The organism is Terriglobales bacterium, from assembly GCA_035561515.1.
Taxonomy (GTDB): Bacteria; Acidobacteriota; Terriglobia; order Terriglobales; family Acidobacteriaceae; genus DATMXP01.
The window spans coordinates 1-24009 of sequence record DATMXP010000016.1 but is presented as its reverse complement, the minus strand read 5'-3'; the positions used below and the strand labels follow the sequence as shown (position 1 = coordinate 24009).

Annotated in this window: 27 protein-coding genes; 15 read left to right on the top strand and 12 right to left on the bottom strand. The window is 58.1% G+C overall.

Features of this window, described 5'->3' with window-relative positions; all coding sequences use genetic code 11:
- Positions 1-174: 174 nt before the first annotated feature.
- Together VN577_06410 and VN577_06405 are read left to right on the top strand one after the other, a co-directional pair.
- The gene (locus VN577_06410) at positions 175-903 is read left to right on the top strand and encodes a DUF4440 domain-containing protein (protein ID HWR14440.1); all 729 of its coding nucleotides are present in this window, start codon (positions 175-177) and stop codon (positions 901-903) included.
- 463 nt (positions 904-1366) lie between these two features.
- A complete protein-coding gene (locus VN577_06405; GenBank protein ID HWR14439.1) occupies positions 1367-2107 on the top strand; it encodes an isoprenylcysteine carboxylmethyltransferase family protein in 741 nt (246 codons plus the stop codon).
- A gap of 190 nt (positions 2108-2297) precedes the next feature.
- Here VN577_06405 and VN577_06400 read toward each other — a convergent pair whose 3' ends face one another.
- Positions 2298-2786 (bottom strand): transposase, encoded by a 489-nt coding sequence (locus tag VN577_06400; protein ID HWR14438.1) that lies wholly within the window; start codon positions 2784-2786, stop codon positions 2298-2300.
- A 275-nt stretch (positions 2787-3061) separates the two neighbouring features.
- Between VN577_06400 and VN577_06395 the strand changes: the two genes are divergently transcribed.
- Positions 3062-3529, top strand: a complete 468-nt coding sequence (locus VN577_06395; GenBank protein HWR14437.1) for a DUF4440 domain-containing protein — start codon at positions 3062-3064, stop codon at positions 3527-3529.
- 139 nt (positions 3530-3668) lie between these two features.
- Positions 3669-4547 (top strand): DUF1259 domain-containing protein, encoded by an 879-nt coding sequence (locus VN577_06390; GenBank protein HWR14436.1) that lies wholly within the window; start codon positions 3669-3671, stop codon positions 4545-4547.
- 143 nt (positions 4548-4690) lie between these two features.
- On the opposite strand, the gene VN577_06385 is transcribed toward VN577_06390, so the two are convergent.
- The 3 genes from VN577_06385 to VN577_06375 form a co-directional block, all read right to left on the bottom strand.
- On the bottom strand, positions 4691-4999 hold the full coding sequence (locus VN577_06385) for a DHCW motif cupin fold protein (protein ID HWR14435.1): 309 nt from the start codon (positions 4997-4999) through the stop codon (positions 4691-4693).
- A gap of 136 nt (positions 5000-5135) precedes the next feature.
- Positions 5136-6122, bottom strand: coding sequence for a hypothetical protein (locus VN577_06380; protein ID HWR14434.1), 987 nt, complete (start codon positions 6120-6122; stop codon positions 5136-5138).
- Positions 6119-7219 (bottom strand): nucleoid-associated protein, encoded by a 1101-nt coding sequence (locus VN577_06375; GenBank protein HWR14433.1) that lies wholly within the window; start codon positions 7217-7219, stop codon positions 6119-6121. The genes VN577_06380 and VN577_06375 overlap by 4 nt, the downstream gene beginning before the upstream one ends.
- Before the next feature lie 203 nt (positions 7220-7422).
- Here VN577_06375 and rplM point away from each other — a divergent pair, with 203 nt between their 5' ends.
- The 6 genes from rplM (at position 7423) to VN577_06345 (ending at position 10847) form a co-directional block, all read left to right on the top strand.
- Positions 7423-7881 carry a 50S ribosomal protein L13 gene (gene rplM / locus VN577_06370; protein ID HWR14432.1) on the top strand — a complete coding sequence of 153 codons (459 nt, stop codon included), beginning with the start codon at positions 7423-7425 and terminating at the stop codon, positions 7879-7881.
- A 194-nt stretch (positions 7882-8075) separates the two neighbouring features.
- Entirely contained in the window at positions 8076-8471 is a 396-nt protein-coding gene (gene rpsI, locus VN577_06365) for a 30S ribosomal protein S9 (protein ID HWR14431.1), read from the top strand.
- Between the two features lie 12 nt (positions 8472-8483).
- Positions 8484-8675: a hypothetical protein gene (locus tag VN577_06360; GenBank protein ID HWR14430.1), complete on the top strand. Its 192-nt coding sequence runs from the start codon at positions 8484-8486 to the stop codon at positions 8673-8675.
- Between the two features lie 12 nt (positions 8676-8687).
- On the top strand, positions 8688-9566 hold the full coding sequence (gene rpsB, locus VN577_06355) for a 30S ribosomal protein S2 (protein ID HWR14429.1): 879 nt from the start codon (positions 8688-8690) through the stop codon (positions 9564-9566).
- Between the two features lie 113 nt (positions 9567-9679).
- Complete coding sequence (gene tsf / locus VN577_06350; GenBank protein ID HWR14428.1) at positions 9680-10348, top strand: translation elongation factor Ts; 669 nt, start codon at positions 9680-9682, stop codon at positions 10346-10348.
- Between the two features lie 85 nt (positions 10349-10433).
- Entirely contained in the window at positions 10434-10847 is a 414-nt protein-coding gene (locus VN577_06345; protein HWR14427.1) for a hypothetical protein, read from the top strand.
- A 271-nt stretch (positions 10848-11118) separates the two neighbouring features.
- Here VN577_06345 and VN577_06340 read toward each other — a convergent pair whose 3' ends face one another.
- Complete coding sequence (locus VN577_06340; GenBank protein ID HWR14426.1) at positions 11119-11622, bottom strand: redoxin domain-containing protein; 504 nt, start codon at positions 11620-11622, stop codon at positions 11119-11121.
- A 138-nt stretch (positions 11623-11760) separates the two neighbouring features.
- Here VN577_06340 and VN577_06335 point away from each other — a divergent pair, with 138 nt between their 5' ends.
- Both VN577_06335 and VN577_06330 read left to right on the top strand, forming a co-directional pair.
- Positions 11761-12684, top strand: coding sequence for a deiodinase-like protein (locus VN577_06335; GenBank protein HWR14425.1), 924 nt, complete (start codon positions 11761-11763; stop codon positions 12682-12684).
- A gap of 414 nt (positions 12685-13098) precedes the next feature.
- Positions 13099-13743 carry a PEP-CTERM sorting domain-containing protein gene (locus VN577_06330; protein ID HWR14424.1) on the top strand — a complete coding sequence of 215 codons (645 nt, stop codon included), beginning with the start codon at positions 13099-13101 and terminating at the stop codon, positions 13741-13743.
- Between the two features lie 158 nt (positions 13744-13901).
- Here VN577_06330 and VN577_06325 read toward each other — a convergent pair whose 3' ends face one another.
- Positions 13902-14177, bottom strand: coding sequence for a hypothetical protein (locus VN577_06325; GenBank protein ID HWR14423.1), 276 nt, complete (start codon positions 14175-14177; stop codon positions 13902-13904).
- Positions 14178-14517: 340 nt separating this feature from the next.
- Between VN577_06325 and VN577_06320 the strand changes: the two genes are divergently transcribed.
- Positions 14518-14811, top strand: a complete 294-nt coding sequence (locus tag VN577_06320; GenBank protein ID HWR14422.1) for a DUF2007 domain-containing protein — start codon at positions 14518-14520, stop codon at positions 14809-14811.
- On the opposite strand, the gene VN577_06315 is transcribed toward VN577_06320, so the two are convergent.
- The 4 genes from VN577_06315 to VN577_06300 all read right to left on the bottom strand — a co-directional run bounded on the left by VN577_06315 (position 14798) and on the right by VN577_06300 (position 20393).
- Entirely contained in the window at positions 14798-17392 is a 2595-nt protein-coding gene (locus VN577_06315) for a ComEC/Rec2 family competence protein (protein HWR14421.1), read from the bottom strand. The two genes, VN577_06320 and VN577_06315, sit on opposite strands and share 14 nt — an antisense overlap.
- 113 nt (positions 17393-17505) lie before the next feature.
- A complete protein-coding gene (gene rlmD, locus VN577_06310; protein HWR14420.1) occupies positions 17506-18837 on the bottom strand; it encodes a 23S rRNA (uracil(1939)-C(5))-methyltransferase RlmD in 1332 nt (443 codons plus the stop codon).
- Between the two features lie 3 nt (positions 18838-18840).
- The gene (locus tag VN577_06305; protein HWR14419.1) at positions 18841-19554 is read right to left on the bottom strand and encodes a hypothetical protein; all 714 of its coding nucleotides are present in this window, start codon (positions 19552-19554) and stop codon (positions 18841-18843) included.
- Between the two features lie 8 nt (positions 19555-19562).
- Positions 19563-20393, bottom strand: coding sequence for a glycoside hydrolase family 16 protein (locus VN577_06300; protein ID HWR14418.1), 831 nt, complete (start codon positions 20391-20393; stop codon positions 19563-19565).
- A 200-nt stretch (positions 20394-20593) separates the two neighbouring features.
- On the opposite strand from VN577_06300, the gene VN577_06295 reads away from it, so the two are divergent.
- The gene (locus tag VN577_06295) at positions 20594-21361 is read left to right on the top strand and encodes a tetratricopeptide repeat protein (protein ID HWR14417.1); all 768 of its coding nucleotides are present in this window, start codon (positions 20594-20596) and stop codon (positions 21359-21361) included.
- On the opposite strand, the gene VN577_06290 is transcribed toward VN577_06295, so the two are convergent.
- Both VN577_06290 and VN577_06285 read right to left on the bottom strand, forming a co-directional pair.
- Complete coding sequence (locus tag VN577_06290; GenBank protein ID HWR14416.1) at positions 21362-22174, bottom strand: type III pantothenate kinase; 813 nt, start codon at positions 22172-22174, stop codon at positions 21362-21364.
- Between the two features lie 53 nt (positions 22175-22227).
- Positions 22228-23298, bottom strand: a complete 1071-nt coding sequence (locus tag VN577_06285) for a biotin--[acetyl-CoA-carboxylase] ligase (protein ID HWR14415.1) — start codon at positions 23296-23298, stop codon at positions 22228-22230.
- 83 nt (positions 23299-23381) lie between these two features.
- Between VN577_06285 and VN577_06280 the strand changes: the two genes are divergently transcribed.
- Positions 23382-23828, top strand: a complete 447-nt coding sequence (locus VN577_06280) for a hypothetical protein (protein ID HWR14414.1) — start codon at positions 23382-23384, stop codon at positions 23826-23828.
- Positions 23829-24009 lie beyond the last annotated feature (181 nt).

Genomic DNA, 24009 nt, shown 5'->3' with positions numbered 1-24009 from the left:
CGTGCAGGTTAGGCACAAGTGTAGGCGCCACAAAGGGGATCAGTTACGCAAAACCTGATCTCCCAACATGCGAGAGCGCACGAAAACCGGGTATGGGTGCACTGAATGGTGGTGTGAATGGAGGTATATAGGCGCCGGCCTGGTATAGAGTAGCGCCTTCTCGGGGAGGCTTCGATGGCAGCAGGGAAATCGCTTTTCGCAGTCGTACTCATGTTCGTTGCACTCGCCGGCTGCGGGTCGCGAAGCACCAATCCGATTACGCAAGAGGAATTGGTACGGCGCACGCAGGAGATGATGGATGCCGTGGCGCCCGGACAGAAGGGCCCGTGGCAGGAATACCTGGCGGAAGACGTCATCTACTTCGACGAGAAGGGGCGGCTCCACGACAAGGCGTCGATGATTGGCGAACTCAGCCCGTTGCCCGCGGGCTACGTGGGCAAGATCAAGGTGGCGAATGCAAGGAGCCATATCGAAGGTGACACGGCGATTCTCAGCTATGACATCGACGAGGCGTTGACGATCTACGGTCAGAAACTTGGCGCGCGCTTTCACGCCACGGATACCTGGATGCGTCGAGGCGGACGCTGGCAGATGGTTGCGGCGCAGGTGTTGCGTTACTACGGAGACCCCGCGGAAGGGAAGCCGGATCCGGAGCGCTATGGGGACTACGTGGGTACATATGAGCTGGCTCCGGGAGTAACGCGGACTGTAACCATGGAGGGCGGTAAGCTTTTTTCGCGCCGGGGCGAGCGTCCGAAAGAAGAGTTGCTTACGGAGAGTGGAGATGTGTACTTCCGCAAGGGCGTGGAAGGAAGAGTACTCTTCCGGCGCAATGAGCGTGGCAAGGTAGACGCGGTGATCGACCGCAGGAACTACGAGGATATCGTTTGGACAAAGAAATGAACTGGCCGTTTGCAGATGAGTAACCTGCACGTGATATCCGGGATTTGACCGGCAGGATACCTACCCCCTCCCCCCTCCCTCTCGTGACGTAATGGAATCAATGGTTTGCGTGTGGACTTCGGGTTCGACCAAAGATTCTAAAGGACTTACACCTCAAGCTGTTCATTTCCGGGCAGTTAGCTCACTCGGCGTTTACTTTCTCGTTATCGTCGGTTGTCGCTAAAAGCGCGAAAGATGGCGAGACGGAATTTGTCGTCTTCACCACCTACATATTCAGGATAGCAATTTGGGTGGGGCCACCATGCCACGGTTTTGAAAAATATATTCCGAATGAAATCAAGAATTTGCGGCGAACGCAGGCGTTAGACCCCCTTGACATCAGTTTTCCCGAATGGGGAACGGCGGTCGGATCGACGGTGAGGGGGCGCCTACATGGCGTAAGATTCCTGTCGCGAGGTGTCCCATGTTGCTCGTGGTGCTCGCGTGGATTCTTGGGGCAGGCTCTCTGGTTCTCTTCGTTGTTCTTCTTTGGTTCGGCAGCCTGGGGGTGCTTGAACTTCAAGTGGCGGACAAAGCGCTGCTTGCCTGGGACGCAGGGCTCTGCCTGGTGTTCTTCCTTCAACACAGCATCCTGGTCCGACGTTCCGTACGCGACGCGATGCGCAACTACCTGCCGCAACATTGCCAAGGTGTGGCGTACACGATTACGTCGGGCGTGGCTCTGCTAACTCTGGAGTTGCTGTGGCAACGCTCGGCCACGAACCTATACGTGCTGCGGGGCACGGGACGGGTTGCGATGGGAGCGCTGCTGGTGCTGGCACTTGCCGGGTTCGTGTGGGGCATCGGAAGTTTAAAGAGATTTGACGCCTTCGGGATCGAGGCCTACCTGGCGCACCGCGCCGGCAAACAGGTGCCGGCGATGCCGCTGACGATTCGGGGGCCGTATCGGTTCGTGCGTCATCCGTTTTATGCGTTTGGCATCGTGGCGTTGTGGGCCACACCGGTGCTGTCAGTTGACCGGCTGCTGCTTAACGTGATGTTTACGGGGTGGATTGTGCTGGGCGCCACACTGGAAGAGCGTGACCTAGAGGCCGAGTTTGGCGAGGAGTATACGCAGTACCGGCGAGCGGTTCCGATGCTGGTGCCGAGACCGTGGCGTGGGTGGAGGCACGGCACGATGCCGTTGGAGACAGTGAAGAGATGAGTAAGCCCTGAACGGCAGTGATGGCACAAGGCAAAAGGCCGCGGACAGGAGTGTCCGCGAAAAGCCCGGCTCGACAGGCATTTTCCTGGAATCGAAGGAACTGTGTCTGTGACGTGAGGTGGGATAACTACAAAGTCAAAGGCCGCGGACAGGAGTGTCCGCGCCACACAGGTTCGCACACAGCTGCCACTCACAAACTGGTACAGACGGGGTCGATCCAGAGCCAGGGATAGTCTTCTGGGCTGGAGACCAGGCCTCGGCGGACGGGGTTCTGGCGGATGTACTCGATCTTCTGCGTCAGACTGTCGTCGCTGCGCAGCACGTGGTCGAAAGATTCGTCCTGCCATACGGGCCCGGTGGATCCTGCGAGTTTGTTGACACTGCGGGCGGAGGTGCCTTTCAGCGATTTCAGGATGGCGGGCAGACTCAGCGGCCAGCCGTCTTTGTCCGGCAAGGGCGTCAGAAGCAGATGCACGTGATCGGGCATGACGACCACGGCGTTCAATACATACTTCTTTCGATGATCGTGAAGGCAGTGGTTCAGGATGACGTCGCGCATCGGGCGCGAGAAGCTGCCAGGGAGGGCCTTCCTGAAGGTGATGAAGACTGGCGTTCCGTGCTTTTGACAGTGAGGGAGCCGGCGCCGGTAGGCGTAGTTGCGGTCGAGCGGTGAACCCATGATGTGTGCCCCTGGACTGTGTGGCTGGATTGCGAGGCGCGGACACTCCATGTCCGCGAAAAGCCCGGCTCGACAGGCATTTTCCTGGAATCGAAGGAACTGTGTCTGTGACGTGAGGTGGGATAACTACAAAGTCAAAGGCCGCGGACAGGAGTGTCCGCGCCACACAAGCGAACCCCGATGTCCTAGCGAAGCAACCGACGCAACTGATAGGCTCCGCGTGCCTGGTGATCCGGGCAAATCCTGTCTATTCATACTCTCGCATGGAGGCATAAATGTCCTTATCGATGACGTTAGCGTTGCTGTGTGTAGCGATGGTGCCGGTTGCGATGGCGGAGACCAAGAGCGATTCCGGCGCTGCGGAGGAGATTCTTGCGGTGGAGAAGGCCGCGATGGAGCGTTGGTGCAAGGGAGATGTTGAAGGATACCTGAGCAGTTCCAGCGACGACGTAACCTATTTCGATCCATTCACAGCCGCGCGCCTGAACGGCCTTTCCGAATTATCGAAGCTGTACCGAGGTTTTGCGGGCGGATTTCACTTTGACCGGTTCGAGTTTGTCGATCCGAAGGTGCAGGTTTCGGGAGATATGGCCGTGTTGACGTACATCCTTGCTACGTATGCGGGCTCAAAGACGGAACGCTGGAATGCCACCATGGTCTATCAAAAGACAGGCGGGAAGTGGAAGATCATCCACACTCACATGTCGATCACGCAGCCCAAACTGGCGGAGAAAGTCGAGTAGGGGCGTCACAATTCAAGATCGTTTGACGCGGATGAACGCGGATTTCACAGAAGAAGCCCGAGACCGCGGGGCCGGCTCGAAATAATTCAGACTCGCTGCGCATCGATTCAACATCCCACCCTTAAGTAGGAGGTGACGCATGCGAGCCGTATTACTTGCGTTGACGCTGAGCTGCGCTTTGGGTGCGCATTCGCAGCAAGCGGACTGGTCGGCTGTCGAAAAGGCTATGGGCAGGCAGGGAAAGCCACTTGCCGGTGGGGTGATCCGATTCGGAATGCCGCGGGCGGACTTGAAGGTCACGTTGCAAGGAGTGACGTTACAGCCGGCGTTCGCGTTGGGATCGTGGGCGGCCTTCGGCGGTGATCCGAAACGCGCCATGCTGATGGGAGACCTGGTGGTGACGGTAAGCGAGATGCCGCAGGTGATCTCGAAGCTGAAAGCCGGTGGTGTTGAGATTTCGGCGATCCACAATCACGTTGTGGGGGAGACGCCGAGAGTGATGTACATCCACATTGGCGGCCATGGGGACGCCGTGGAGATGGCAAGGGCGCTGCACAACGCGCTGGCCGCGACTGGAACTCCGAGGGAAGCGCCGGCAGCGAGTGCGGGAGCGAAGTCGCCGTTGGACCGCGCCGCGATCGAGAAGGCGATGGGGAAGCAAGGCACGGTGGCAGGCGAAGTCTTGCAGTTTTCGTTCGCGCGTCCGGAGCAGATCCGGGAAGAGGGAATGGAAGTCCCGGCGACGATGGGTACAAGCACGTCCATCAATTTCGAACCTGCCGCCCAGGGGCAGGTGGCGACGACGGGCGATTATGTGTTGGTGGGCGAAGAAGTGAACAAAGTGATCAGCAGCCTAACCTCGAACGGTGTTGCGGTGACGGCGCTCCACAATCACATGCTGAACGATACGCCGAGGCTGTTCTTCCTGCACTTCTGGGGAGTGGGAGAGCCGGCGAAGATAGTGTCGGCGGTGCGAAAGGCACTGGACCAGACCGCGTCGGGGAAGCCGGCAAAATAAGCAGGGTGAGCGGCGGTGAAACGCCCAGGTTAACGGCCAAAGACCCGGGTTAGCGCTGCGCGCGAACCCGGGGCACGGGCGAACCCGGGGCACGGGCACGGGGCGCTCGACGAAGGTCGCGGAGTGTTCGCGCCACACAGGCATCAGTCGACGATGAATAAGGTTGCGCCCTCGTCTGTGTGAGAGCGGTGCGGTGGGTCACCGTCTCCGACGTGGTAGCTCTGGTTGGGGCGCAGAGAGAAGCGTTGGCCATCCTGCAATTCGACTTCGAGTGATCCGGCGAGACAGTAGAGGACGTGTCCCTTGGAGCACCAGTGATTGGCGCGATATCCGGGAGAGTATTCGACGAAGCGCACGCGGATGTCGGCAAAGTTGCGGGTGCGCCACAGGGCGAAACCGGTGTCGCCGGGGTGGCGGGTAGTTTCGAGGCTGGGCCAGTCGGTAACGGACATCGGGAGCGGCGACATCTTCATGGGGAAAGTATACGAGGAGGTCCGAGGGGAAACGCTGGTGGTAGACCCGGGTTAGCGCTGCGCGCGAGGGGCACTACTTCGCCAAAAGAGGCGAACTAGGACGGGGCACCGGCATTTAATCGAAAGAGAACCCAAAGCGATTTGCCACCAACTCAAGCTCTTTCTCGGGCAGCGCTGTCATCCAGCACTTTCGGAGTGATACATCGTCAGCTTCAAGGCGGTCATAGATCATCAGCGATTCCGGAGTGAAAAGAAATGCTGCTCGATTGGGATTGGCACGTTCCTCATCAAAGATGACCTGCAACGTGGAAAAATGGTCGCTGAAAAACTCGTCTAAATGATTGATGGTACTGGCGATGTCGGAAGAGTATAGGGGCAAAAGCAACTTGATTACGGTTAGACTAAGTTCGCGGTCTACTTTCTCGCTAGCAAGGGAGTAGTAATGCCGTTCAAGTGCCAGAAGCATACGAAATTCAGGGACGCTCGGTAGTTCAGCATTGACCCTATCGAATTCCATGTCCGATACCTCGATCAATCCTGACATCAAATTGACACGTCTCTTGATCGCTGGCGGAATCGGGACTAAGTGCTCATCCGCCTTATAAAAGGAATCGTGGGACATTTCACTCCAGAGATGCTGTGCGAGGGTCCGTACTTGCAACTCTGCGTGATACCGCTCAGAAGGGTACTTCGAAATTGCCTCGGCCGTTTCCTTTAATCTTACATCACCGTGCACACTGAGGTAACCCACTGCGGACCACTCGTTTGCTTTGGAGCGCTCTTCGAGCGTTTCGAGTTTATCTTCCCATTCACCGCAATTTAGACATGCTTCAGCGACAGCCAAGATTCTCGGTATCTCCGAACGATAGCGCACGGTGACTCTCACTCCGACTTTGTCGCCAAGAGTGTCATACGTGTACTTTGGTTTCTTGACAAGCTTTCGAATTAAACTGTCCATCTCCTTTGGACGAGAAGTCACATCTGACCAAATGCCGAGTTTCTTGATTTCGGAAGAAAGTATCTTCTTCAATTCCTTTCCAAACTCCTCAAACCTATCCTTGTCTGCCAACCACCGGACTCGTGCTTCTTCGGTAATGGTCATCTCGGGCCGACCTTGCTGAGGGTGTCCTTAACAATGACTTTCGTTGCGTGGACTTCGATTACTTCGTCGTGCTCCTCCGGAACGGAAAGTAGTATTCCCTTCTCCGTTCTATATGCCCGTCGACGGAGCTTAGACTCAATATCACTAGTGTCCTTGTGGAAGGTGTTCAGCGATAGTCCTTCTTTTCTTAGGTGTTCGCGCAATTGATGTTGGTGTTCTTCAGGAACATAGTCCTCAATGAAACCCTTGGGTGAAAATTGTTTCCTGTTGCTCTTCAACTCAGAAAGTAGATGTTCGTAGACATCGTTCAACTGGACAGGATCTGTGACATTGTCGTTCAAGTAGCGAAGTGTGGAATCGAAGAACTTTTCCGTGGCAACCCTGGGTTCTACGGTTACCATGCATCCCAAGAAGCGGAGCCAAAAGCGCGCCATATCGTTACTGCCGCCAATGTGGTACTGGCTGTCACATACACCCGCGTCGAAATCATCCGGGTCCGGTCCGGTTCGCACGAACATGGCGGACTTGAAGAGTTTGGTTCCGTCGGTTAATACCAAGTTGTCAAGAATGGACATAGCGAACGTTTTTTTTCCATTCTTCTGGGCCTTTTCTAGCTGAGTGCCCGCTTCTCGTTCCAATTTCATGAGGATGATTGATGGCTTGCCGTTGGCGACTGCATCGATGACCGCCAAGATTCCCGGCGACATTGCCGCAGTTTGCATTTCAAAGAGCGTTGTAGCAATTTCCTGCGAGGCTGCGACAAATTCCTCGACAGTGGCCGGTTTAGTCGTGAGGGACCGAATGATCTCTGGAAGCTTGGAGGTTGTTATTGGGGCGAACTGGACTCCGTAAGCTGACTTGGAACCAAGTACCTGCGCTAGTTTTCTCTGAAGGTGAGATCGTCTGGTTGCATCAATCTCGGTTTCGGCTTCCGCCAGATCCGGTTTGGCATCCGATCCGCGAACCGACTTTGGTAGGTCATGGAAGATAACCCGGTTTATTTTGAGAGCACCCAGTTGTTCGTTCGATATCACCTGCTCGGCTCCTGTTTGGTCAATTTGGGGGGAGAAACGGCGAAGTATAAATCCGAATCCCATCCCAAAGAGGGAAATCGGCCCAAATTCACGATTTCCGGAAATACAAGTCGAACGCTGCCCACGTTTGACTTCCCGGGTCTACTCAGGTAAGCTCTATGTTTTGTTGCTCCGCAGTGGTCTGCCCAGAGAGGCGTCCTCCGTCTGATCTTTACGGTCCTGGGCTGTAACTCCGCGGTTCTCTTGAAAACTCAGGGAGATTTCAGATGTCAACGTATTTCCCCAAAGAGGGGGAAATTGTCCGCAAGTGGTTTGTAGTCGACGCCTCGGGTCAAACCCTGGGCCGGCTGGCGACGAAGTGTGCACGCATCCTGGCGGGCAAGAATAGCCCTAAATACACGCCATTTATCGATGCCGGCGACCATGTGGTCGTCATTAATGCCGAAAAGGTGAAGCTGACCGGGTTAAAGGCCGGGGCGAAGATGTACCGGCACTACACCGGATTTCCGGGCGGATTGCGCGAGGAAGATTTCGTAAAGCGCATGCAGCGGAAGCCGGAGCTGGTAATCCAGCAGGCGGTCCTGGGCATGCTGCCGAAGACCAAGATGGGCCGGGCAATGGGCAAGAAGCTGAAGGTCTATAAGGGCGATCGGCATCCGCACGAGGCGCAGAAGCCGACGGCGGCGGCCGTGGCTTACGCCGACGGGAAAGCGGCGAATAAGTAAGGAGCACAGACAGGAATGTCTGTGCCACATAAACAAGGTCGGGTACTTGGGACCTCGGTATAATTTCTGGATGCGCTGACGCGATTTGGCGCACAAGACAGCCGGGAATGAGAAATTCCGGCAAGACTCCGGGATATGAAATCCCGGTAAGACCCCGGGATGTGAAATCCCGGACTACTAGGAAACGACGAAGCATGGCTGAACAAGTTGAATATTACGGTACGGGACGGCGGAAGTCGGCGGTGGCCCGTGTGTTTCTGCGTCCCGGCAACGGCGACATCAAGGTAAACGGCAAGGGTTTCGACGAGCACTTTGTGACGGTCGCGCAGCGGATCGATGCATTGCAGCCGCTGGCGCTGAGCGAGACGCAGGGAAGCTTCAATGCCGTGATCACCGTGGACGGCGGCGGCGTGAACGGCCAGGCCGGCGCGGTGAAGATGGGTATCGCCCGGGCGCTGATCGTGTTTAATCCGGAGCTGCGGTCGAAGCTGAAGGCTGCCGGGTTCCTGCGGCGCGACCCGAGAGCGAAGGAACGCAAGAAGTACGGCCAGAAGGGCGCACGCAAGCGGTTCCAGTTCAGCAAGCGGTAAGAGTTCATCAGTTTGTCAGTTCATCAGTTCGTCAGTCTGGCGACTGGAACTGAGATGGCGAACGGCAAGTTTAAAGACTTCGTGGCGGCGGTCGTGATTCCAACCGCCGCCGCGGAAGAAACCACGGAATCAAATTCTTCCCGTCCTCGCGAGGGCGGGCGATGGGAATGTAATCCGGGACAGTACGGTCCGGATGCAATCTAAAAAGGAGGTTGTTTGGCTAACATCAGCATGAAAGAGCTGCTCGAAGCTGGAGTTCACTTCGGGCACCAGACGAAGCGCTGGAATCCAAAGATGAAGGAATACATCTTTGGCGAGCGCAACGGGATTTACATCATCGATCTTCAGAAGACACTGAAGATGTTCAAAGAGGCGTCGAACTTCGTGCGTGACCTTGCCGCCGAAGGAAAGACGATCATGTTTGTAGGCACCAAGCGCCAGGCGCAGGACGCCATCGCGGAAGAAGCGAACCGGTGCTCGATGTACTACGTGAACCAGCGGTGGCTGGGCGGACTTCTGACGAACTGGGTGACAGTGCAGAAGTCGGTGAAGCGGTTGAAGGAGCTCGACGATATGGCCACGGATGGCCGTTATGAGCTTCTCCCGAAGAAGGAAGTGATCAAGCTTGAGCGTGAGCGCAAGCACCTGCAGGCCAACCTGGCCGGCATCAAGGAAATGAACCGCCTGCCGGATGCGGTGTTCGTGATCGATTCGAACAAAGAGCAGATCGCGGTGCGGGAAGCCCGGAAGTTGGGTATCCCGGTGGTCGCGGTGGTGGATACGAACTGCGATCCGAGCGAAGTGGATTACGTCATCCCCGGAAACGACGACGCGCTACGTGCGATTCGCTTGTTCGCGTCGAAGATTGCCGATTCGGCGATCGAAGGCAACCAGGCCGCGACCGATAAGCAGGTGGCGGAAGTCCGGGATGCGGTGGCCGTGAGCGAAGGCGAAGGCCAGGCGCCGGGCGAAGAGACGGAATCCAACGAGGAGATTTCGATGGAAGACGTGCTGCGCGGCGGACGGAAACCGGCGATGTCGGCGGAAAGTGAAGCCGCTTCGGAATCTGCAGAAGCGCGTCACGCGGAAGTCTAGAGAATCAGTAGCTAGTAGCTGGAAGTTAGTAGCTAGGATTGGATTATGACCCGCGCGTCGTAGAGGGGCGCGGGTCAACGTTTGTATACGGGTTTTCAGGAAAAGGATCGGAAATGAGCACTTCTACTGCAAATATTTCAGCCGCTGTCGTGAAAGATCTTCGCGACAAGACCGGCGCTCCCATGATGGATTGCAAGAAAGCCCTGGTGGAAGCGAAGGGCGATATCGAACAGGCGATCGTGTTGCTGCGGAAGCGCGGCGTGTCGGTTGCCGCGAAGAAGGCGACGCGCACGACGAGCGAAGGTTCGGTGGCGAGCTACATCCACGCGGGCGGCAAGATCGGCGTGCTGGTCGAAGTGAACTGCGAGAGCGACTTCGTGGCGCGTACCGACGACTTCAAAGAACTGGTACACGATGTCGCGATGCACATCGCGGCGACGGACCCGAAGTACATCCGGCGCGAAGATGTCACGGCGGAAGATTTCGAGCGCGAGAAGGATATCTATCGCACGCAGGCCGCGCAGACTGGAAAGCCGCCAGCGGTGGTGGAGAAGATCGTGGAAGGCAAGATGAGCAAGTACTACGAAGAAGTCTGCCTGCTCGAACAGCCGTTCATCAAAGACCAGACGATTTCGATCGCGCAGATCATCGCACAGAAGGTCGGCAAACTGGGCGAGAACATCGCCGTACGGCGCTTTGCACGCTTCAAGGTTGGCGATCCGAATATGACGATTGCGTTCGTCACTGCGAAAGCGGAAGAGGCGACGGAAGAACAGAAGTAACTTTCTGATTTGGAGAAGGGCGGCCTGCGGGTCGCCCTTTTTGTTTTGCTGCGAAAGCAGAGGGGTGCTGGGTAGAATGTCAGGCATGGGAAATCGGAATGGGGAGTCCGGCGGGAAGGGAAGACGCTGGCTGGTGGTCGTGCTGGCGGTGGCCGTTGTGGCGCTGATTGCAGCGGCGTTTGCGATGGCGTTACTCAATCGGAGCGACAAGTCGAAGTCGCTCGATGGATTCGCCAAATGCCTGACGGAAAAGAAGGCCGTGATGTATGGCAGCTCGATCTGTCCGCATTGCCTGGACCAGAAGGAGCTGTTTGGCGAGTCGTTCCAGTATGTGACGTACGTGGAATGCAGGGTGCCGGGGCAGAAGGAGCCCGCACCGGCGTGCTCGTGGGCCGGAGTGAAACAGGTGCCGACGTGGATCTTCGCGGACGGGCAGCGCAGGCTGGGCACGACGCCATTGGCGGAGTTGAGTTCCAAAACGGGATGCCCGTTGCCGTAAGTCGTGTGGAATCAGTCAGCAGATGACGCGAGTAGTATCACTCTCGCTGATCTTTGGTAATCGAACTTTGAATGACGAGGTGAGGCAAAGGTCTCTTATGATGGAGACATGAACATGACCTCGTTATTTGCGATGATAGTTTGTCCGGTTATTTTTGCAGTTTCCGTGAGGTCGTATATTCGGATGCGGCGGTCTTAATCGGTCTTCATACTAAACATAAAGAAGGCGGCCTTAACGGTCGCCTTCTCTGTTTTTACCGGCTTTGTGAGGGCTACTTCGCCGCGGCCTTCGCCTTCAGGTTACGAAGCACTTCAAACAACTCTTCGTTTTCGGGTTGCTCATCCAGACGGTAGAGCTTGGCGAAGACGATGATGCCTTCCTTGTCAACCACGAAGATAGCGCGTTCGTTAATGCCGGGAACGGGCTCACCTTCGCGAAGTACATCGAACTTCCTGGCCACTTCGCCATGCGGATAGAAGTCGGCGCAGAGGGGATAGTTCATCATGCCGATTTCTTTCTTCTGCCATGCGATGTGGCTATAGATGGAATCCACGCTCATGCCCATGACCTGGGCATCGAATCCGGCGAAGCGGTCGAGATCCGCGTTATACGCCGGCATCTGGGCCCCTCAAACCGGGGTCCAGTCGAGTGGATAGAATGCGATAACGACGTTCTTCTTGCCCCGGTAGTCGCTGAGCTTGACAGTGAGCTTCTCGACTCCGCGAACGGCAGGAACGGTGAAGTCAGGCGCCTTATCGCCGACCTTGAGTGCCATATTGGTTCTCCGTGCCGACATTCTAGTTCCTCCGGATTCGCAACGGCAAACCCGCTGCGCGTACTAGAATGGACATATCGCAAGAGCGGTTTCGCATCGAAACAGTTCAGGCGGTGTAGCAGCGAGGAGGCCCCGGCGATGTTCGGAAGAAAACCTTACAACTACGAATCCTTCAGCAATCATGAACTACTCCGAGACGCGGCTCGGCACGGATTTGGCAGCGGTCCGGAACCGGGCGAAAGGGCACCGGATTTTGAACTACGCTCCATCGAAGGCGACAAGTTTCGCCTGAGTGACTTCGCAGGCGAGAAGAACGTGGTACTTACGTTCGGGTCGGCGACCTGTCCGTTTACGGCCTCTTCCATCCGCCGGATGAACAATCTGTACGAGGAGTACCAGGACAACGACGATGTGGAATTCCTCTTTGTTTATATCCGAGAAGCTCATCCGGGCGAGAAGCTGCCGGCGCATCAATCGATGGATGACAAACTGGAAGCGGCTGAGACGCTGCGCGATGAAGAGCACATCGAGTTTACGATCCTGCTGGATGAGCTAGACGGCAAGGTCCACAAGAAATACGGCAAGATGCCGAATCCGACATACATCATCGACAAGTCGGGCCGGGTGGCATTCCGTTCGCTGTGGAGCCGCGTGACCGGGATCGGCGAGGCGTTGGAGGAGTTGCTGGAAGTGCAGGAGGAGCGGGACACGGACCACGCGGTGGTGAACGGCGGTGAGGACCTGACGATCCCGATGACGTCGGCGATGATTACCAGCCATCGCGCACTGGGCCGCGGCGGAAAGAAGGCGATCCAGGACTTCCGAGAAGGACTGGGGCGTCCGGGACGCATGGTGCATTCGACGGCGCGGGTGGTGGGTCCGGTGGTGCTGAACCCCGGAGCTGCGCTGACGGCCGCGGGACTGGCGGCGGGCGTGATCGCGGGCGGATTGTATGTGGGATATCGTCTGCGCAAGGCACGGTTCGCGCGTTCGATGGAGCCCTATCACTACGGTTATAGGGGAACGTCGGAACCGAACGACGAGTACGCAGTCGGAATCTAAGTCGAGAAGTTCAGTGAAGACGAGCGGCTCACTCCATCGTGAGCCGCTTTTTCATGTCTGCCCTGCCCGGGGCAGTGTGGCGCCGATCAGGAAACCAAGTTCCTGAAGAACTGCAAACTCCTGCACATTCAAGTTCGTTGAGAGATCTCCCAAGCCTCTGATGCGGGCCATAACTCTGGAGAGATGTACGTATTCTGCCCCGTAGTTCCGAAATGGGAATACTGAAAGCTGTGACTCAGCAGCCACTTTGCGAACTTGGTGGCGACGTTTGCGGTTGATCGCGTTTTTTTAACTCCCACGCGGGCGTCATGGCGGAACTCCGGCACCCCAGTTGCGGGTTTTGCCTTCGGGTGCTCGCGCCACTGCGCAGTATCGCGGCGCAGTTATGCCTATCCGAGGTGAAAGGAAGCATTCATGTTCAAACGAGCAAGTACGGTTATTTTTTTAATGTGTGTGATGGCGGTGCTGGTAACGCCAGCGCGGTCAGATGTTTTCGGGGGAGTGAACTTTCCGGGAGGGTCCGCGTCTTTTGCGGATGCGGTCGTAAGTTTTACGCCGGCGATTAAGAATGGGGAGCCGATCGCCAGTGTGCTGGATCCGACACAAGCGCTGGGAGTTCCGAATTATCCGGCGAATCCGAGCTACGTATCGCTCGGCGATGGCGGCTCCATCGTTCTGCGTTTCACGAACAATTCGCTGACCGGCAGCGGAAGCAGCGCGCTGGATCTCTGGATCTTTGAGGTAGGCCCGGACGTGGAGGATACGTTCGTGGACATCAGCGAGGACGGAGTGGTCTGGCACGGAGTTGGTAAGGTATTCGGCGCCACCAGCGGCATCGATATCGACGCGTTCGGGTTTGGCCTGGGTCAGTACTTCTCCTATGTGCGGCTGACCGACGACACGAACGAAGGAGACCAAACCGGCGGAACAGTCGGCGCAGACATCGATGCAGTAGGCGCGATTTCTTCGGCGCCTCCGGTGAACCAGGTACCAGAACCGGCTTCCGTGTTGGTGGTTGCGACCGGGGCAGTGGCAGTGTTTCTGCGGAAGAGGAAGTAAGCTCGGGCCATCTTCATTTTCGGCGTTGCGAAGAGGTGACGACTTTGCAACGCCGCTTTTGTCTTCCCACATTGTGAGCCGCAATTCGTCCCAGTGACGGGTCCAAGTGGAGATTCAGCCGGATCCGGAGAAGCTTGCGGCGAGTCACCGGTGCGCTGCTACTGGAGCCGGAAGCGCTCGTTCAGAATGCGCTGGAGGCGCGGCTTGTAGATGAGGTCGTAGGCAAGTTCCTTGCCGGGAAAGAGGTTGAGGGCGGCTTTCCGGCTACTCGCAACGAGCTCGGAGGCCTCCTCGATGGTGAGGTTCGACTGCTCGCTCAACACCTGCATGACCATGCTCATCATGATCTGGAGGCGGCGAAGGCGACGGTTTTCGTCTTCGATCTCAGCGGTTGACAGGTTCACTTCCGATTTCCGAATTTCCTGACCTTCCATGTGGCCTCAACTCCCAATTCTGACGGAACTTCCGAACCACCCCTGAGGGACGGCTCCCGCCGGAAGGCAGCCTTGAAGCGCAAAAACAGCAGGGCGTCCTGCTGGTGTACTTAGCTGCAACCGTCTTGTGCATTAATTCGATGAGCTACACCTACCCGACGTTGCGCTGACCCACATCCGGGGCAATTGGCGCGACTATACACCCGAATGCGAGAATGGAAGCCGTGAAAAACGGGCCAAGAGGGGTGCCGAAAGTCACTGATGGAGTAATCTTTTCCAATTAGTTTAGGAATCGAGAGCTGTTCGATTCGCTTCGGTGCATCCAAGCAAAGGAGGAACTATGGCGACACAACCACAGACAAACCAGGAATTGGTGCAGGTATTCGATTCCGAGCAGGAGTCGGAAGCGATGGTGGTGCGCGGTTTGCTGGAGTCCGAGGGTATCGAGGCTCTGGTGACGGCGTTGGATGCTCCACAGGATGTGCTGCCGGGAGTGGGCGGCATTGTGGTGCGAGTGAGTGCCGACGACGCAGAGAAGGCGCGCGAGATCATAGCGGATTACCGGAGTTCGGGAGCGGCGGCTGCCGAAGAAGGATCGCAGAACTCCGAGACCGAAGGCCCTACCGAGGGGTAGGCGGCGTCACAGTTTTTCCATCCAGTAAGAACGTGAGTGCGCCCATCGTGTCGGTGCGGTAAGTGGCGATGCCACGTTGGGCGAGGCGGCCGAGAATCTCCGGACGCGGGTGGCGGAATGGGTTCCGTGCGCCCACGGAGATGAACGCATAGCGCGGCTGTACGGCATCGAGCAGCTCGGGCGTGGTAGAGGTGAGGCTACCGTTGTGGGCCACCTTCAGTAGAACGGCTTCCGGTTTCTGAAGCGCAATCAGGCGCTCTGCCTGTTTTTCAGAATCTCCTTCCAGCAGAACCGCAGTTTCCTGATAAGCAATCCGAAAAGCGAGTGAATCGTTATTGTGCGGCTTCGTGCCCGGCTCGTCTGAAGTTGCGGGAGCGAGGACGCGAATGTGTGTGCCGGACCAATTGAGTTCGTCTCCGGCGTGCAATTCGCGAATGGAGATTCCGAGGTCCTGCGCACGGGTAAGGACTCGCTCGGCGGCGGGAGTCTGCGGAAGACGGCTGACCCAGAGTTCGCGCGGACGGAAGCTGTTAAGGACGGACAGCATGCCACCGATATGGTCGGAGTGTCCGTGGGAGATGACGACGACGTCGAGGCGGGAGAAGCCGCGTGCCCAGAGGTAAGGGGAAACGACGTTCTCGCCGTAGTCGAATTCGGATCGGCTGAAACCGAGCGGACCGGCGGCGTCGACGAGCATGGCGCGTCCTTCGGGTGAGACAAGGAGCGTGGAATCGGCTTGGCCGACGTCGATGGCGGAAACTTCCAGTTGGCCGGGAGAGATTTGAGGCGCGGCCGGACGGGTGACGAGGAAGACAGCCGCAGCGATGAGAGCGGCGAGGGAGACGACGGCCCATCGGCGGGAGCGGCGCGCCGCGAGGAGAGCGACAGCAAGCGCGGAGATGGAGAGTAGAGATGCCGTCCACGATGGCGATGGCAGTCGGAGGTCGGCGTAGCGAAGTGATCCGGCGATGTGAACGGTTCCGGTGATCAGATGCAGTGACAGTCCAGCGATGAATGCCGGCAAAGCCGCGAGCGATTGCGAAACGTAAGAGAGCGCGAGCGCGGCGGCGGAAGCAGGCATCAGGATGCCGGTGAGCGGAATGATGAGGATGTTCGCGGGCAGAGCAGTGAGCGTGGCCCGATGGAAATAGCGGGCCATTGGCAGCACGAGCGCAACCTGCATCAAGGCGGAAACTACGAACACTTCCCAGATAGTGAGCACTACGCCGATAGTGCGAAGCGTCAGGAAGCGCATCAGCGGTTCGGGAGCGAACCTCTCCACGCGTGAAAGGAGCAAGCGCAGATCGAGACGGAACTGCACTACGCGCGGCGGAAGGGACAGGTCGAACATGGTGGACTGGAAGTGACGCAGTCCGCGACGCCACGGGTCGGAGGTGCGCTCGAAGAGAGGGACGGCGAGTCCGGCGATTACGAGCACGCAGAGGAACGTGAGTTGAAAGCTGGTATCGAAGAGCGCGGCCGGGTCAAACAGAAGCACGAGAGCAGCGGCAATGCCGAGTGCGTTGAGTGGCGAACGGTCGCGATACATCAGCCGCGCAATGAGAAAGATGGCGAGCATGAGCGCGGCGCGAACGATGGGAGCGCCGCCGTCGCAGAGGAAGGCGTATCCGGCGGCGAGGATGACGGTGGCCGCGGAGGCGATGACTTCGCCGAATCGCAACCGGCGCAGAAGCCAGAAAACCAGCAACGAGAGAATGCCGACGTTCATGCCGGAGACGACGAGGACGTGATAGGTGCCCGAGCGCTGGAAGTCGGCGGTAACGTCATGCTCGATGAAGGCGCGTTCGCCGATAAGCATCGCGTCCATGAGGGCGGCCTGGCGTTCAGGCCAAAGCTGGTGAATACGGGCGATGATGCTGTGGCGGGCGTAGGAACGCCAGCGGCCGATCCGGTCGCTGTTGTTGCCCAGCAACTCGATGGATTCGAGCTTCGCGGATCCGAGTGCAGTAATGCCCTGTCGCCGGAGGTAAGATTCGTAGTCGAGAGCGCCGGGGTTGTGGAAGTTTTTGGGCGGCCTCAGTTTCGCGATGACTCGGATGCGATCGCCATATTTGAAGCGAGGGTGGGAAGCGGTTGCGGTTTCAGCTTCTTCGTCCTCGCGTTCTCGCGAATAGATGTTAAGTCGGATTCCAGCGTGAGTTGTGCGACTGTGGGTAGCATCGGTCAGTGACTCGGTCGCAAGATCGAGTTGGAGGAAGTTACGGGTCGCAGATGCGAATGCGCCGGGTTCGCGCTGAACCGTGCCGATGAACGTGACCTCCTGTCCGGAGAGGAAATCGTTGATAGCGGAATCAGCAGCGGTAGCAGCGGACTGGCTGGCGTGTCCGACGAAAGCAATCCAGCCGAGCGCGATGACCGCGCCATGAGCAACAAGCCATGCAAATCGTGGATGTTTCGAGCAGAGAATCGCGGTACTGACGAGACAGACACTGGCGAATATCCCCAACCAAATCGGAGGCCGCCAGAGCAGATTGCCCAATAGAATGCCGCCACCTAACGCGAGCGCGAAGGTGAACATCGGAGCACGAGGATGTCGGATCTCGTGATCGGCCGGGAGCACGAATTCATTGTGCTCGCCGCTTGGCGCGCGCTCATGGAAAAACCGCAACCAGAGCCGAGTTTAGAAGGTCGCACCAGTCCCGAAACGGACCTTGCAGCATTTAGCTCGCCAATTCACCGAACCAATCGCAGCACGGTTTCGATGTGAAATGTCTGGGGGAAAAGGTCCACGAGATGAGCTTCGCGAATGCGATATCCGGCAGCAAGCAGGGCGGGCAGGTCGCGGGCGAGGGTGGAAGGGTCGCAAGACACGCAAGCCACTTCACGCGGCTGAAGTTTGACCAGCGCTGCGGTTACGCGTTTCCCCAAGCCTGAGCGTGGCGGATCTGCGACTACAAAATCCGGTTTGGAACCGGAAAGCTTTTGCAGGAACGCCTCCGTGGTGGATTCAATCGGCTTCACGTTGGCGGGTGCATTGGCGACGAGATCGCGGAACGATGAGGCCGCAGACTCGACGGACGTGACGCGCTCGAAGCTTTTTGCCAGAGGCAAGGTGAAAAGTCCGACGCCGGCGTAGAGGTCGAGTGCGCGCTTCCCGTTGGCACCATTCGTGACCAACTCGATCAGCTTCGAAGTGAGGTGACGATTGGTCTGGAAAAACGATCCGGCGCTGACACGATATTTGTATTCGGCAATGTCGTAGGTGAGATCGGGCCGCCCAGCGAGCGCGGTGGCGCGAACAGTGATATCGGTGTCAAGCTCGGGAGCAGAGGTCGTGTCATTGTGCTCGCGGCGGGGACGCGGGATACGCGAGATGCCTGCAATGGCAGGGGCCGCATCGGCAATCTCGCGCGCGAAGGCTCTCAGAGTCGAGTCGTCAGCGGAGGTTTCCGTGAGAAATTCAAGCTGAAGTTTTTCGTCGGTGGAATCGGCAAAGAACTCGATTTCCGCCAGGCCCGCTGGTGCTTCGTGCGTAGCCGCAATGGACCAGATCCCCTGGAGTGCGCGATTGATGAGCGGTGAACTGATCGGGCATTCGCGAACCGGCAGGACGCGATGCGATGCGAGGCGGTTGTAGCCGATCACAAACTTCGATTCGCCGGAGGGTGTCGCGACCAACCTCATGCGAGTGCGGTTGCGATAGTGAAGCGGCGGAGAGGCGTGCAAGGTGATCTCTGGAAGATCCACTTTCGCGATGCGCGAGACTGTTTCGCGAAGCACTGACGACTTCAACTCAAGCTGCTTTTCGTAGGGCGCGTGCTGGTAATGGCATCCGCCGCATTCGCCGAAGTAGGGGCACGGCGAGGCGGTGCGACTCGGAGATGGCTCGACGACGCTTTCGAGTTTTGCCCGCGCAAAGCCCGGGCGCTCTTCGACCAACGTCACTTCCACGGTTTCGCCCGGAAGCACAAGCGGCACGAAAACAGTCTTGCGCTTGCCGTCTGCCTGCTCAAGGCGCGCGAGGCCGTCGCCTCCATAAACGAGTTTTTCGATCGTGAGTTGCATTGCTTACAAGTAGAACAGACTCAAGCGAGGAATGCCCGCTTTCTCGAGCAGGCGTTTCTGCATGAATTGCCGCTGAAGGTGGTCGATCTGGGCGGCGGGCATTTTGCGGCGATAGGGTGCGAGTTCGCGATCGGCTTCGGCGCGGATCGCGACCAGGTCTTCGTCTTTGGCGCCGGCCATCAGCGATGCCACAAGTTTTTCTTCCATCATGGTAAGGCGGCGCTCGACATCCTCGAGTTTCGGAGAGGTCTGTGTGTCAATATCGGCCGCCATCAGGCGAATGTCGTCAGCCATCTGGCGGGCCACAGGTGCCGAGTTTTTCGCCAGCGCGTCGGCATTGGCGCGAAGGAATGTGGCGATGCGTTGTCCTTCGAATCCGGTGTCGCGGGCGGGCTTGCTCTCCGGCGACGGAGCGGTTCCGGCAGCGGCCTGCTTCATCTCTTCGGCGGCGGCGAGAACCTCCTGCGCACAATAGGCGAGACTGTTCACCTTGCGGGACTTCGAGGGGCGCTGGTCGTACTTGTCGAACGACTCGTCAATGCCTCGCAGCACAGCTTCCAGCGGAATGCCCGCATCCTTCCACGTCTCGATGAGCGCCCAGTCGAGCGTGTTCAGCAGTAGAATGCTGCCACGGCGACGCTGAAAATGCTCCTCGATCTCCGTGAAGTAATTGAAGTAGTTTTCCACCACTTCCAGTTTAAACCTGCGAAGTGGCACGCCTGCGATCAATCACGCGCGCGCTGGTACACCCGCACGTAGTCGACGTCGTGGAACTGCGGAAAGACGGTGGTGTTATCCGGATTGCCGGGCCAACCTCCGCCGACAGCGGTGTTCAGGATCAGGTAGTGTGGCGTGTGCGGGACGCCATTCACAGTGGTGTAGATGAGTTGGTCGTCCACATACCAGCGGATTGCGTCGGGCTCCCACTCAAGCGCGTAAACGTGAAAGTCCTTCGTGTAATCGACATTGCCACGCCAGGTGCCGGAAGTCGCCTTCTTTTCGCCTTTGAATGTGTAGTAGTGCAGCGTGCCGTAAACGACGTTGGTCTCGTGGCCGAGGAATTCCATGATGTCGATTTCGGTGTACCAGGGACGTTCTTCGGGAATGAGTCGCTCGTCTCCGGCGGCGACGGCGGCGGCCATCAGGCGTTCCATGGCCCAATCGCGATTCTGCGGATACAGCCAGTGCGCCGGCCACAGTCCCTTGCCGCCGGGAAGCTTGGCGCGGATCTCGAAACGCCCGTAAGTGACGGCGAACTTGCGGCTGGTGTCCACGCGTCCGCTGGTGTAGTGCATGCCGCCGAAATCGCGCACACGACTGCGCAAGCGCAGCGATCCATTCTCAACGTACACTTCGTCGGGAACGTAATACTGGAGTTCGTCGTGCTTGCTCTGTTCGCGCGTCAGCACGTTCCACTTGCTCGAGTCGAGACGATTGCCTTTGAACTCGTCGCTCCAAACGAGCTTCCATCCAGCGGGCGCAGCGGCCTGGGCCGCGAGAGTTCCGGTCAAAATCATTAAGGCAGCGATGACGGCAAAGAATTTGTGGGTGATCATTCTTCCTCTTAAGTACAAGGTTCCGAGAAGTGTAATTCCATCGGCGATGAAGTCGGCCATAGTTGTCGTGAGCGCGGTTCCATTTTGGGACGAATGAACTCCGCCGTGATTCGTCCCTGCGAGTTTCATTCGAACAGTATCAGGAACTTTCGTGTCAGCTATGTCTTGCAGGGGTTCGTTGAGCGGTATAGATTCCGCTTGTGCGTGCGATTCTTGCATTTCTTCTCTTAACGGCGTCGTGCCTGGCGCAGAACGATCCGCGCGCTATCTACGACGAGGCACTGAATAAGCTGACGGGCGGCAGCCCAAATAATCGCGACAACATAAGAGGCTTGGATTTGATGACCAAGTCCGCCGACTTAGGGTACCTGCCGGCCATCATCGCGCTGGGTACGATCTACGATGAGAGCGGCAGTAATCCGAGCAAGGCTGCGGAGCAGTATCAAAAGGCAATTAACCGGGGCAGTCATTTCGCGGAGTACCTATTGGGCAGGCTGTACTTCACCGGTGCGTATGGTGGGAGTCGTCGCGACGGCGAGAAATGGTTGCAGGCGGCAGCGGACGAGGGGAATCCGTTCGCGGCGTATTTGCTGGGGGAATTGATGTTGATTCGGGAAGCTCCAGCGGACGCGGTGCGATGGTTTCGTGTTGCCTCCGAACAGGGACTCCCGTATGCGCAGTTCCGGCTGGCGAAGCTTTTACTTTCCGGTCGAGTTCCGATCAATAAGCGCGAAGCGTATATGTGGCTTTACGTGGCACGGGAGGCAGGCATAGACGTTTCGGCAGATTTGTCGTGGGTGGAATCGGACCTGGGCAGTTCGGAGGCGGCCAAGGCGAAAGTGGAAGCGCGAGACCTGAACAACAAGGTGCGGAGGGCGGCCCAGCCGACACGATGCAAAGGCTGGACAGGCGAGTTGGACGGGTTGCCAGCGATCCCGCCGTTCGATATCCAGCCGTATTGTGAGTAGCTATTTGGCCGAACCGCGACGCTTGGCCGTAGCCGCATTCCGTTCGTAGATGATCTTCAAGCCTTCGAGCGTGAGCAGGTCGTCGACGTGTTTGATGTACTCGGAGTTTTCGCCGATGAGCGGTGCCAGGCCGCCGGTGGCGACCACCTTCGTGTCCTTGCCCAATTCGCCGAGCAGACGGGCGAGGATTCCATCCACCAGTCCGAGGTATCCGTAGAACAAGCCCGATTGCATGCTGGCGACGGTGTTGGTGCCGATCACGCGAGCAGGCTTACGGGTGTCCACGCGAGGAAGGCGGGCGGTCCGTTCAAAGAGCGCCTCGGCGGAAATGCCGATGCCGGGACAAATCACGCCTCCGAGATACTCGCCCTTGGCGGAGACGGCGTCGAAGGTGGTGGCCGTGCCGAAGTCCACGATGACGCAGGGGCCGCCGTACTTCTCGAAGGCGGCAACGCTGTTGACCACACGATCGGCGCCGACTTCCAGAGGGTTGTCGTAGTGAACGGGCATGCCGGTCTTCACGCCGGGCTCGATGAAGAGCGCCTTCGTGGAGAAGTACTTTTCGCAGACCTCGCGCAACGTGGTGTCGAGCGGCGGCACTACGGAGGAGACGACGATTCCGCTGAGCGGGCCGAGATCGATGCCGGCCATCGCGAACAGATTGCGGAAGAGCACGCCGTATTCGTCGACGGTCTGTGTCTTGTTGGTGGAGACGCGCCAGTGCGCACGAAGTTCGCCGAATGTGCCGTCGGGCTTCGAGCGAAATACGCCGAGTACCGTGTTGGTGTTACCTACATCTAAGACCAAAAGCATAGTAGCTAGTAGTTAGGAGCTAGTAGTTAGCAAAAGCATTGCGAACGTGTTGCTTATTTTGGCCTAACCGTTCCTGATAAGACCGTTTTCGTACCCTTGAATGTTTCGACAAGCAGGAAGCCGCGCTCGTCCAACCCGGCGGTGATGCCTTCGTAGCCGCCATCTTCGTCAACCGTGACGTGCCTGCCACGCGCGTAACTCGAAGAATGCTCAAAGCGCTCGAAGATCTGCTTACGTGCGGTGGCGGGATCAGACGTTAACGCCTTGTACTCCCTGTCGAGCGATTGTAACAAGGCTGCGGTGAGTTCGACGCGCGAGCATTCCCGCTTTCCTTCGGTGAGAAGAGAGGTTGCGATTTCAGCCAGGTCGGGCGGGAACTCCGGTTGATTCACGTTGATGCCGATGCCGACTACGGCGTGTCGCACGCGGGTTACTTCGGCATTCATCTCGGTGAGGATGCCGCAGAACTTCTTGTCGCCGATCATCAGGTCGTTGGGCCAGCGCAGGTCGGGCGTGATTCCGGAGACCTGGCGAACTGCCTCGGCGACGGCCAGCCCGGAGATCAAGGAAAGCAGGAGCGCGTCGCCAGGTGAGAGCGCAGGACGAAGAACGACGGAGCAGTAAATTCCGGTGGAGGGCGGCGAGGTCCACGAGTGGCCGCCGCGTCCGCGACCGGCAGTCTGTTCTTCGGCGAGAAAGACACTGCCTTCGGGTGCGCCGGCGGCAGCGGCCTGCATCGCTTCGGTGTTCGTCGATTCGATCCGGAAATAGTGGTGTACTCGGCGCGCAAATATGGTGTTGCGCAGCGCGGGCTCCAGCACTTCGGGGAGCGGCAGATCGGGGACCTTGGCGAGTTGGTATCCGGTGGCCTGATGTCCGGTGATTTCGACACCGAGAGAGCGAAGCTGTTCAACGAGGCGCCAAACTTCGGAACGCGTGGTACCGATCTCTTCGGCGAGGCGCGTGCCGCTGATCACAAGCGTGGGATGAGTGCTGAGAACGCGAATGATGTGTCCGAGACGCTGGTCGGTGCGTGGCTCGTCGCGCTCGGCCGTGACAGCGCTTCGGTTTGTGGGTGGCCGGGAGATAAGGTGATTATCTGCCGGGGGAAAAACGAAACGCAACGGGAAATCCCGCAGAAATAATGCAAAGACCCGAGTGCGCAAGACAAAGGCGGCCGACAGAATGACGCCACTCGGTGAAGGCGATGCATATCTCAGGGTTGGCGCGGGGGGTCGGCGCAGTTGTCGTGCTGTGCGCGGCCACGCTGGCGTTTGCCGGCGATCCGGAGCGTGGGGCAGATCTGTTCCGAGTTGAGCCGATGCCGTACGTTGCACCGGTGGAGAGATTCCTTGAGCGGCCAACGAAACCTCGCGTCATCGACAAGAAGTTCGTAGCGCTTCACGCGCTCGCAATGGGATTGACGATCGCCGATATCGAACGGACGCAAAGCTGTCTTGGTAATCGAACGTGCCGGGAATTGAATCCGCTGAGCCCGGTGTCACGGACCGGCATGTATGCGGTCAACGTGCCGCTGAATGCAGGACTGATGTACTTGAGCTATCGGCTGAAAGCTTCGGGTAAGCGGACGTGGTGGATTGTGCCTGCTGTGATTTCGGGGGCACACGGCGTGGGCGTGGGGTTTGAGTTTTAGTGGGGAAACGGTGGGGAAAAAGATTAAGGGTCCCAGGTTATTGTTGAGCTCGTTCTTCTCGACCAGCAGTTCGCTTTAGACCCTTGCCGACCTGCGCTAAGCACCTCTTGCGAGTATGACCTAGGTGATCGTGCTCGGGCTCCGGGCTTGCCACCAACCGGAAAAACCAGCCCAACTCCCT